Source organism: Streptomyces adustus, from assembly GCF_009377175.1.
Lineage (GTDB): Bacteria > Actinomycetota > Actinomycetes > Streptomycetales > Streptomycetaceae > Streptomyces > Streptomyces adustus.
The window spans coordinates 1-10,875 of the sequence record NZ_VJZD01000298.1 but is presented as its reverse complement, the minus strand read 5'-3'; the positions used below and the strand labels follow the sequence as shown (position 1 = coordinate 10,875).

At 71.9% G+C, this 10,875-nt stretch carries 7 protein-coding genes and 1 pseudogene; 7 read left to right on the top strand and 1 reads right to left on the bottom strand.

Going from position 1 to position 10,875, the window contains the following annotated elements:
- The 5 genes and pseudogenes from FNH09_RS40685 to FNH09_RS40665 form a co-directional block, all read left to right on the top strand.
- Positions 1-149: pseudogene (locus tag FNH09_RS40685) on the top strand (carbohydrate kinase family protein); the annotation flags it as partial.
- 147 nt (positions 150-296) lie between these two features.
- On the top strand, positions 297-2,351 hold the full coding sequence (locus FNH09_RS40680; protein ID WP_152894900.1) for a M4 family metallopeptidase: 2,055 nt from the start codon (positions 297-299) through the stop codon (positions 2,349-2,351).
- Between the two features lie 300 nt (positions 2,352-2,651).
- Complete coding sequence (locus FNH09_RS40675) at positions 2,652-4,322, top strand: M4 family metallopeptidase (RefSeq protein WP_162469834.1); 1,671 nt, start codon at positions 2,652-2,654, stop codon at positions 4,320-4,322.
- 71 nt (positions 4,323-4,393) lie between these two features.
- Positions 4,394-4,906, top strand: a complete 513-nt coding sequence (locus FNH09_RS40670; protein WP_152894899.1) for a DUF1990 family protein — start codon at positions 4,394-4,396, stop codon at positions 4,904-4,906.
- Between the two features lie 137 nt (positions 4,907-5,043).
- Entirely contained in the window at positions 5,044-5,778 is a 735-nt protein-coding gene (locus FNH09_RS40665; RefSeq protein ID WP_152894898.1) for a thioredoxin domain-containing protein, read from the top strand.
- 30 nt (positions 5,779-5,808) lie between these two features.
- Here FNH09_RS40665 and FNH09_RS40660 read toward each other — a convergent pair whose 3' ends face one another.
- Positions 5,809-8,427, bottom strand: coding sequence for an alpha-glucan family phosphorylase (locus tag FNH09_RS40660; protein ID WP_162469833.1), 2,619 nt, complete (start codon positions 8,425-8,427; stop codon positions 5,809-5,811).
- 282 nt (positions 8,428-8,709) lie between these two features.
- Here FNH09_RS40660 and FNH09_RS40655 point away from each other — a divergent pair, with 282 nt between their 5' ends.
- Complete coding sequence (locus FNH09_RS40655) at positions 8,710-9,915, top strand: S8 family peptidase (RefSeq protein WP_152894897.1); 1,206 nt, start codon at positions 8,710-8,712, stop codon at positions 9,913-9,915.
- A 266-nt stretch (positions 9,916-10,181) separates the two neighbouring features.
- On the top strand, positions 10,182-10,875 hold a 694-nt coding region (locus FNH09_RS40650; protein WP_152894896.1), incomplete at its 3' end, for a maltotransferase domain-containing protein.

Genomic DNA, 10,875 nt, shown 5'->3' with positions numbered 1-10,875 from the left:
CATCGCCTTCGGCATGGGCCAGCTCGGCACGGAACCGATCCTGGTCGGCGCCGCCGGTTCGGACTTCGACGACTACCGCGCCTGGCTCGACCGGCACGGCGTCGACACCGACTCGGTGCGCATCTCCTGCGACGCTGCACACAGCCCGCTCACAGCAACCCCACAGGTTCATGGCTGTGCCGGGCCCAGCTCTCACGCACCTGGTTCTGCGTACCGCCTTGTTCTGCCCGGACGGCCGGCCAGCCGTCCGGTCTCCCCTGGCCGTGCGATCCGCGGCCGTGCAGAAGGAGTCAGTGTTGAGCAGCAGTTCCTCTCACAGACGCACCTCCCACACCCCGTACCGCAAGACCGCCGCCGTCGCCCTCGTCGGCGTCTCGGCACTGATCGCCGCGGCCGTGCAGTCCGGCGCCGCGTCCGCCACCCCCGACCGGACGCCGACCGCGCCCGTGTCGGGACAGGTCAGGCCGGGCGCCGAGTCGGTCCGGCTGACGCCCGCCCAGCGCGCCGCGCTGATCCGCGAGGCCGACGCCGCCAGGCCGGACACCGCCCGGCACCTGGGCCTGGGCGCCAAGGAGAAGCTCGTCGTCCGGGACGTCCTCAAGGACGCCGACGGCACCGTGCACACCCGCTACGAGCGGACCTACGACGGCCTCCCGGTGCTCGGCGGCGACCTGGTCGTCGACACCACCGCCTCCGGCGCCACCGCGTCCGTCACCAAGGCCACCCGGTCCACCCTCGCGGTCGCCTCGCTCACCCCCGCCGTCCCCGCCGCGCAGGCCCAGCGGCAGGCCCTGTCCCTCGCGAAGGACGCGGGCGCCGCGCGGGCCACGGCCGACCGGGCACCGCGCAAGGTCGTCTGGGCCGCGAGCGGCACCCCGGTCCTCGCCTACGAGACGGTCGTCGGCGGCCTCCAGGAGGACGGCACCCCCAACCAGCTGCACGTCATCACCGACGCGGCCACCGGCAAGAAGCTCTTCGAGTACCAGGGCATCGAGACCGGCACCGGCAACACGATGTACAGCGGCACGGTCACGCTCGGCAGCGCGCAGTCGGGGTCGACGTACAACCTGACGGACACCGCCCGCGGCAATCACAAGACGTACAACCTCAACCACGGCACCTCCGGCACCGGCACCCTCTTCTCGGGCTCCGACGACACCTGGGGCAACGGCAGCGCCTCCAACCTGGAGACCGCCGCCGCCGACGCGCACTACGGCGCGGCGGTGACCTGGGACTACTACAAGAACGTGCACGGGCGGTCCGGCATCCGCGGCGACGGGGTGGGCGCGTACTCCCGGGTCCACTACGGCAACAACTACGTCAACGCGTTCTGGGACGACAGCTGCTTCTGCATGACCTACGGCGACGGCTCGGGCAACACCCACCCGCTCACCGCGATCGACGTGGCCGGCCACGAGATGAGCCACGGTGTCACCTCCAACACCGCGGGCCTGAACTACTCGGGCGAGTCCGGCGGCCTGAACGAGGCCACCTCCGACATCTTCGGCACGGCGGTCGAGTTCTACGCGGCGAACGCCACCGACGTCGGCGACTACCTCATCGGCGAGAAGATCAACATCAACGGCAACGGCACCCCGCTGCGCTACATGGACAAGCCCAGCAAGGACGGCGCGTCCAAGGACAGCTGGTACTCCGGCATCGGCTCGGTGGACGTGCACTACTCCTCGGGCCCGGCGAACCACTTCTTCTATCTGCTGAGCGAGGGCAGCGGCGCCAAGGTCATCAACGGCGTCAGCTACAACTCGCCCACCGCCGACGGCCTCGCGGTCACCGGCATCGGCCGCGCCAAGGCGGAGAAGATCTGGTTCCGCGCGCTCACCACGAAGTTCACCTCGACCACCAACTACGCGGCGGCCCGTACCGGCACGCTGGCGGCGGCGGGCGACCTGTACGGTACGACGAGCGCCGAGTACAAGGCGGTGCAGGACGCCTGGGCGGGCGTCGCGGTCGGCTCGCGCTCGGGTGGCGGCGGCGGTGGCGGCACGTCCTTCGAGAACACCGCCGACGTATCGATTCCGGACAACGGAGCGGCCGTCACGTCGTCGGTCACGGTCTCCGGACGGACCGGCAACGCCCCCTCGAACCTTCAGGTCACGGTCGACATCGTGCACACCTGGCGCGGTGACCTCGTGATCGACCTGGTGGCCCCGGACGGGTCGACGTACCGCCTGAAGAACTTCAGCTCCTCCGACTCGGCGGACAACGTGAACGCGACCTACACGGTCGACGCGTCCTCCGAGGTCGCCAACGGTACGTGGAAGCTGAAGGTCCAGGACCAGGCGGCCCAGGACACCGGCTACATCAACAGCTGGAAGCTCACCTTCCCGTAGGCCGCGGGCCGTATCCGGCACCCGCGGACAGGGCGCCGCCCCGGTGGTTCGACTCCCCGGGGCGGCGCCCGCTTTTTGCCATGTGCATGCCTGTCTCTGGTTGGCCCGTTACCCGGACCAACTCCATTTACATTCCCGCAACGTTCACCCAGCAGTCGACTTTCGGTCAACATCACAAGGGGGTCCTGACATGTACGCGACCTTGATGTCAGGCTTCCCCCAACCGCCGCAGCACAGCTACTTCACATCACCTCCGGACAGGACCCCACCCCGTCCGGACTCCCCCACAAAGGAGCTTGCGTGAGCCCCCTCTACGCGCGTCACAAGCGCACCACCCTGGCCATCGCCACCGCGGTCGCGACCGGAGCCCTGCTCACCACCGGTCTGGCGAGCGGCACCGCCGTCGCCCAGAGCCCGGCGGACTCCACGAAGGCGGCACCGCTCGCGGCGGCCCCCCTCCAGCTCTCCGCGGCCGCCCGCACCACGCTGATCCAGCAGCAGCAGGCCGACGCGCCCGAGACCGCCACCGCGATAGGCCTCGGCTCCCAGGAGAAGCTGGTCGTCAAGGACGTCGTCAAGGACGTCGACGGCACGGTGCACACCCGCTACGAGCGCACCTACGCGGGCCTGCCGGTGCTCGGCGGCGACCTGATCGTCCACCAGTCGGCGTCCGGCGCGACCAAGGGCGTGACCAAGGGCCTGAAGACCAACTTCAAGGTCGCCTCCGTCAAGCCGCAGATCGCCGCCGCCACGGCGGAGAAGCAGGCGCTGACCGCGGCGCAGGCGGCCGGCTCGGCGAAGACCGCGGCGGACGCCGCGCCCCGCAAGGTGATCTGGGCGGGCTCCGGCACCCCGGTCCTCGCCTACGAGACGGTCGTCGGCGGCTTCCAGGACGACGGCACCCCCAACCAGCTGCACGTCATCACCGACGCGGCCACCGGCAAGAAGCTCTTCGAGTACCAGGGCATCGAGACCGCGTCGACCGGCACCGGCAAGACGCTGTACTCCGGCACCGTCAGCCTGACCACCAACCTGTCGGGCTCGACGTACCAGCTGTACGACACCACGCGCGGCGGCCACAAGACGTACAACCTGGCCCGCGGCACCTCCGGCACCGGCACGCTGTTCACCGACGCGGACAACGTCTGGGGCACCGGCGCCGCCTCCAGCTCCTCCACCGACCAGACCGCGGCCGCCGACGCCGCCTACGGCGCCCAGGAGACCTGGGACTTCTACAAGGACACCTTCGGCCGCAACGGCATCAAGAACAACGGTGTCGGCGCCTACTCCCGTGTCCACTACAGCAGCGCCTACGTCAACGCCTTCTGGGACGACAGCTGCTTCTGCATGACCTACGGCGACGGCTCCAGCAACACCCACCCGCTGACCTCGCTGGACGTGGCCGGCCACGAGATGAGCCACGGTGTCACCTCCAACACCGCGGGCCTGAACTACTCGGGCGAGTCCGGCGGCCTGAACGAGGCCACCTCCGACATCTTCGGCACGGGTGTGGAGTTCTACGCCAACAACTCCTCCGACGTCGGTGACTACCTCATCGGCGAGAAGATCAACATCAACGGCGACGGCACCCCGCTGCGCTACATGGACAAGCCCAGCAAGGACGGCGGCTCGGCGGACTACTGGTCCTCCTCCGTCGGCAGCAAGGACGTCCACTACTCGTCCGGTGTCGCGAACCACTTCTTCTACCTCCTCTCGGAGGGCAGCGGTTCGAAGACCATCAACGGCGTCTCCTACAACTCGCCGACCTACAACGGCGCCACGCTCACCGGCATCGGCCGGGCCGCGGCGCTCCAGATCTGGTACAAGGCGCTGACGACGTACATGACGTCGACGACGAAGTACTCGGGCGCCCGTACGGCGACCCTGTCGGCCGCGTCCGCGCTGTACGGCTCCAGCAGCACCCAGTACGCCGCGGTCGCGGCGGCCTGGACCGCGGTCAACGTCAGCTGACCGCACGGCAGTCGACAGGGCGGTACCCCGGGACTCCGACGTCCCGGGGTACCGGCCTACCCTTGCTTCCCATGTCCTTCACGTACGCGGACGTCGGCGCGACCCGCGAGCACGCCGGTTTCTGTCCCCCCGGCTTCCACCCGCTGCACATACGCACCCGGCTCGGCGAGGGCGAGGAGCTCTTCCGCCGGGCCGCCGAAGCCGTCCTCACCTGGGAGATGCACCGCGCGCTCGGTGTCGGCGTCACCACGAAGGCCGACCGGGCCGAGCCCGGCGCGGACGTCACCATCACCCTGGCCGGCCTGATCAAGGCCCCCTGCCGGGTGGTCTGGACGGTCGAGGAGCCCCGCCGGGCCGGCTGGGCCTACGGCACGCTGCCCGGTCACCCCGAGTGCGGCGAGGAGTCCTTCGTCGTCCACCGCACCGGCGACGGCACGGTCTGGTTCACCGTCTCCGCCTTCAGCCGCCCGGCCAAGTGGTACGCCCGGGCCGGCGGCGCGGCCACCCGGACCCTTCAGCACGCCTACGCCCGACGCTGCGGGACGGTACTGCGCCGCCTGTGCGCACCGCTCGACCAGGCCTGATTCTCCCGCGCCCGCGTGGACGGGTCCGCCGGCACCGCCCCGGAAGGGACAAAAGACCCTTCCGGGGAGATGGCGCGCCCTCCTAGCCTCGACAGTGGCTCCACCGGTCCACTGCCTCCACGCGACAAGGGACGCCCATGCCCGTCGACAAGATCTCACGCCGTGCCCTGGTGATCGGCGCCGCGGCCACCGCGCTCGCACTCACCGCCGGTGTCGGCATCGGGCTCGCCGCCGACGGCGACTCCGCGGGGGGTGCTCCACAGACGGCGAAGCCCGTCGTCCCGGCGAACACCACCGGCAAGGACGGCACGGTGATCACGTACGGGAAGGCGAGCGCCCCCCTCACCGTCGGCGTCTACGAGGACATGCGCTGCCCCTACTGCGCGAGCTTCGAGCGCGACCTGGGCGCGACCCTCACCTCCCTAGCCGACTCCGGCAAGGTGAGGGTCGAGTTCCACATGGCCACCTTCCTGGACAAGCGCCTCCAAGGAAAGGGCTCCCGGACCGCGCTCGGCGCGCTCGGCGCGGCCCTGAACGAGAGCCCCGCCCTGTTCAAGCAGTTCCACACCGCCCTGTACGACGCCCAGCCGAAGGACGAGACCACGGACACCTTCGGCAGCACCTCCGACCTGCTGGAGATCGCCGGAAAGGTGCCCGGTCTGCGCACGCACGCCTTCAACAAGGCCGTCAAGGAGGGCACCTACCTCGCCTGGGCCGACAAGGTCGGCGAGGCCTTCTACGACAGCGACGTCACCGGCACCCCGGCGGTGAGGGCCGGCGGCCGGGACGTCACGGTGCTCGACGACCACGGCAAGCCCGTAGACGCCCGGAAGTTCACCGAGGAGATCGAGGCCGCCGCCGCACGGCGGTGACACCCGGCCTCCCCGGTGCCCGGCGCCGGCCTACCGCAGCAGCACCCCCGCCCCCGCCCCCGGTTCCTCCGAGGGCACCGTCACCAGGCCCAGTTCCGCGCCGGAGGCGAGCAGCCGGTGGGTCGGCAGGATGCGGACCGTGTAGCCGTAGGGTCCGGTGCGGTCCAGGGACAGCGGGCCCTCGTAGACCCAGCGCCCTTCCAGGTCCGGGCCGCCCGTCGGCTTCAGCGGGACCGTCGCCGCGTCGGTGATGCGGTCCTCGGAGTCCACCCGGCCGGAGACCGCCTGCACCTCGACGTCGTCGGTGGCGAGGCCGCCGAGGCCGACCCGTACCCGCAGGACCAGGGTGGTGCCGAGCTCGGCGCTGGCCGTGGCGGTGGTCGTCTCCACATGGTCGACGCTCACCCCGTGCCAGGCGGCACGCACCCGGGTCTTCCAGGCGGCGAGCTCCCCGGCCGCGGCCGGGGTCATCGCGCGGTTCGCCTGCGCGGCCGGGGCGTACAGGCGCTCGACGTACTCGCGGACCATGCGCCCGGCCAGCACCTTCGGGCCGAGCAGGGCGAGGGTCTCGCGGACCATCTCGATCCAGCGGTCGGGCAGGCCGTGCCGGCCCCGCTCGTAGAACCGGGGTGCGACCCGCTGTTCGAGGAGCTCGTAGAGCGCGGCCGCCTCGATGTCGTCGCGGTGGTCGGGGTCCATTCCGGAGCCGTCCGCCGTGGGGATCGCCCAGCCGAAGTCCGGCTGGAACCACTCGTCCCACCAGCCGTCCAGGACGGAGAGATTGAGACAGCCGTTGAGGGCCGCCTTCATCCCGGAGGTGCCGCAGGCCTCCAGCGGGCGCAGCGGGTTGTTGAGCCAGATGTCGCAGCCCGGGTAGAGCTTCTGCGCCATCGCCATGCCGTAGTCGGGGAGGAAGACGATGCGGTGGCGCACCCGCGGGTCGTCGGCGAAGCGCACCAGTTCCTGCACCAGCCGCTTGCCGCCGTCGTCCGCCGGGTGCGCCTTGCCCGCGACCACGATCTGGATCGGGTGCTCGGGGTGCAGCAGCAGGTCCATCAGCCGGTCGCGGTCGCGCAGCATCAGCGTCAGCCGCTTGTACGACGGGACCCGGCGGGCGAAGCCGATGGTGAGCACGTCCGGGTCTAGGACTCCGTCGATCCAGCCCAGCTCGGCCGCACCGGCGCCGCGCTGCCGCCAGGAGGCGTACAGCCGTCGCCGCACCTCCACCACCAGCTGTTCGCGCAGGTCCCGACGCAGGTCCCAGACCTCCTGGTCGGGGATGTCGCGCACCGCGTCCCAGCGGTCCGAGCCGCCGATCGTCAGCGCGTCCTCGGCGCGCTGGGCGCCGATCTCGCGGGCGCCGAGCCGCAGCACCTCCGGGGCCACCCAGGTCGGGGCGTGCACCCCGTTGGTGACGGAGGTGATCGGCACCTCCTCGGGGTCGAATCCCGGCCACAGCCCGGCGAACATCTCCCGGCTGACCTGGCCGTGCAGCAACGACACGCCGTTGGCGCGCTGGGCCAGGCGCAGCCCCATCACGGCCATGTTGAACAGGTTGGGCTCGCCGCCGGGGTAGCTCTCCATGCCGAGCCGCAGGACGCGTTCGACGTCGATGTGCGGGAGTTCGGCCTCGGGGCCGAAGTGGCGGGCGACCAGCTCGCGGTCGAAGCGGTCGATGCCGGCCGGGACGGGCGTGTGGGTGGTGAAGACGGTCCCCGCGCGGACCGCCTCCAGGGCCGCGTCGAACTCCAGCCCCCGCTCGCCCAGCTCCGCGATGCGCTCCAGACCGAGGAAGCCCGCGTGGCCCTCGTTGGTGTGGAACACCTCCGGCTCGGGGTGACCGGTCAGCCGGCAGTACGTGCGTACCGCCCGGACACCTCCTATGCCCAGCAGCATCTCCTGGAGCAGTCGGTGCTCGCTGCCGCCGCCGTAGAGCCGGTCGGTCACGCCGCGTTCGCCGAGGTCGTTCTCCTCGACGTCCGAGTCGAGCATCAGCAGCGGCACCCGGCCGACCTGCGCCAGCCAGATCCGGGCGCGCAGCGAGCGGCCGCCGGGCAGCGCGAGGGAGACCTGGGCCGGTGTGCCGTCGGCCTCCTTGAGCTGGGCGACCGGCAGTTCGTTGGGATCGAGGACGGGGTAGTGCTCCTGCTGCCAGCCGTCCCGGGAGAGGGTCTGGCGGAAGTAGCCGTGCCGGTAGAGCAGCCCGACCCCGATGAGCGGCACCCCGAGGTCGCTGGCCGCCTTGAGATGGTCGCCGGCCAGGATGCCGAGGCCGCCGGAGTACTGGGGCAGCGCGGCCGTGATGCCGAACTCGGGTGAGAAGTAGGCGACGGCGGACGGGAGTTCGCCCGACTGCGCCTGGTACCAGCGGGCGCCGGTCACATAGTCGTTGAGGTCGCCGGAGACCGCGTCCAGGCGGCGCAGGAAGCGGCGGTCGCCCGCCAGTTCCGCGAGCCTGACGGGCGGCACGCTGCCCAGCAGGCGTACCGGGTCGCCGCCGGAGGCGGCCCAGCACTCGGGGTCGACGGACTCGAAGAGGTCGCGGGTCTCCGCATGCCAGGACCAGCGCAGATTGCGGGCCAGATCGCTGAGCGGCCGGAGGGAGTCGGGGAGAACGGGACGGACGGTGAATCGACGGATCGCCTTCACATTCCACCTCGGCGCATGTCGCTGTGCGGACGCACGGCGGTGTGCGTCTCGTCGTCAGTCGACGGTACCGGCGTCGGTGGCGCCGCCGCTGGGAGCTTCGCCCGCAGACCCCCCGTTCGGCCGGAACCGACACCTCCCGGCCGATATGGCCGATTCCACCACCATAGGCCTTCTTGTGGTGCTTCACGTGGCACGGAAAGCTGCCCTTGGCGTACCGGCCGACGCCGGGGGACCCGGCACCGCGGCCGCCGTACGCCCGAGTCGAGGAGGGGAACTCGGACCATGGCACGGACGCGGAAGCGGCGTCTGCGCTGGGCGGCGGGCCTGACCGCGGTCACCACGGCCGCGGTGCTTTCGGCCATCACACTGCCCGCGCATGCCGTACCGGAGGGGCGGATACTCGGCGCCGGCGATCCCGGCTCCGTCGACGGAAGTTACCTGGTGGTGCTGAAAAGAGGCACCCGGGCTCCGTCGACGGCCGGCCGGGACCTGGCCGAGCGGTACGGGGTGAGAATCAGCCACACCTACGGCACGGTGGTGAACGGTTACGCCATACGCGCCGACGAGAGACAGGCGCGCCGGCTGGCGGCGGACTCCCGGGTCGCCTCGGTCGTCCAGGACACCCGGGTGGGGCTGGAGCGCACCCAGGCGAACCCGCCGTCCTGGGGTCTGGACCGGCTCGACCGGCCGGCCCCGGTGCTGGACCGGAGCTTCACCGCGCCGGACTCGGCGGGGGCCGGGGTGACGGTGTACGTCATCGACACCGGCGTCCGGATCAGCCACCGGGACTTCGGCGGACGCGCCGCCTACGGCTGGGACTTCGTCGACGACGACGCCACGGCCGCCGACGGCAACGGCCACGGCACGCACATCGCCGGCATCGTCGCCGGCGCGTCGTACGGCGTGGCCAAGAAGGCGGACGTGGTCGCCGTACGCGTGCTCGACGACAAGGGGGCGGGCACCACGGCCCGGGTCATCGCGGGCATCGACTGGGTCACCCGGCACGCGCACAGGCCCGCGGTGGCCGACCTCAGTCTGGGCGGCGTGCACAACGCCCAGCTCGACGCGGCCGTCCGCGCCTCCATCGCCTCGGGCGTCACGTACACGGTCGCGGCGGGCAACGACTCGCGCGCGGCCGCCCTGTACTCGCCCGCGGACGTGCCGGAGGCCGTCACGGTCGGCGCGACCGACCGCGGCGACGCGCGGGCGCCGTTCTCCAACTACGGTTCGGCCCTCGACCTGTTCGCGCCGGGGGTGTCGATCACGTCGGCGTCCCGTACGAGCGACACCGCGAGCGCGACCTACTCCGGTACGTCGATGGCGGCGCCGCACGCGGCGGGCGCGGCCGCGCTCTATCTGGCCGACCACCCGCGCGCGACACCCGCCCAGGTGGCCGCGGCACTGGTCGCGCGGGCCGCGCAGGGCCGGGTGTCCGACCGGGGAGCCGGCTCACCGGACCGGATCCTCCAGGTGCCGCCGGAGCTCTGAGGACAGAGTCCGGGGCCGATCCTCGCAGAGTCCCGGGCCGATGGTGGCGCAGTCCCGGCACCGGCCCCGTTCCCCGCGAACGGGGCCGGACTTGTGTGTAGACATACGCGTGAGTAGTTACCAAAGTGCCGGATTGCCCACTCGAATAGCGTGGGAAGGCTTCCTCGGTACGCCCACGGGTACACCACGCAGGTGGACCCCGGGTTCGCAGGACCCACCTCCCCACAGCCATCCGCCCACCCACGTTGACGCGGACAGGAGCGGTCATGCCCGCCACGCACCACTCGTCACCACCCCCGACACCCCGTACCGGCGCACCCCCCGTACGCACCGCCGCGGCGTCGCCGCCGGCCCCGGAGCCACCCTCCGCGGGCGAGGCCACCGCCGTCGGGCGCATACCCGTTCTCGACGTCCGGCCCCTGGTCCAGCTCGGCCGCAGGCCCGCCAAGGCGGTGACCGGCGAGCCCTTCGAGGTCTCGGCAACCGTGTTCCGCGAGGGCCACGACGCCGTCGCCGCCAACGTCGTACTGAGGGACCCCGAGGGCCGCCCCGGCCCCTGGACCCCGATGCGTGAACTCGCCCCGGGCACCGACCGCTGGGGGGCCACCGTCACCGCGGACACGCCCGGCCACTGGACCTTCACCGTGGAGGCGTGGGGGGATCCGGTCGCCACCTGGCGGCACCTCGCGCGCATCAAGATCCCGGCCGGTCTCGACACGGATCTGGTCCTGGAGGAGGGCGCGCGGCTGTACGAGCGGGCGCGGGCCGGGGTGCCGAAGGCCACCGGGGGGCGGTCGGTGCTGCGGGCCGCCGTGGCCGCCCTGCGTGACGAGTCCCTGCCGGTGGCGGCGCGGCTGGCGGCGGCGCTGACGCCGGAGGTGGACGAGGTCCTGGCCCGTCATCCGCTGCGTGAACTGCTCACCGCCTGCGCGCCGTTGCCGCTGCTGGTGGAGCGTGAGC

Coding starts and splice junctions, on each gene's coding strand:
- FNH09_RS40670 (WP_152894899.1), top strand. CDS start 4,394: ATGTCCTTCACGTACGCGGACGTCGGCGCGACCCGCGAGCACGCCGGT.
- FNH09_RS40665 (WP_152894898.1), top strand. CDS start 5,044: ATGCCCGTCGACAAGATCTCACGCCGTGCCCTGGTGATCGGCGCCGCG.
- FNH09_RS40655 (WP_152894897.1), top strand. CDS start 8,710: ATGGCACGGACGCGGAAGCGGCGTCTGCGCTGGGCGGCGGGCCTGACC.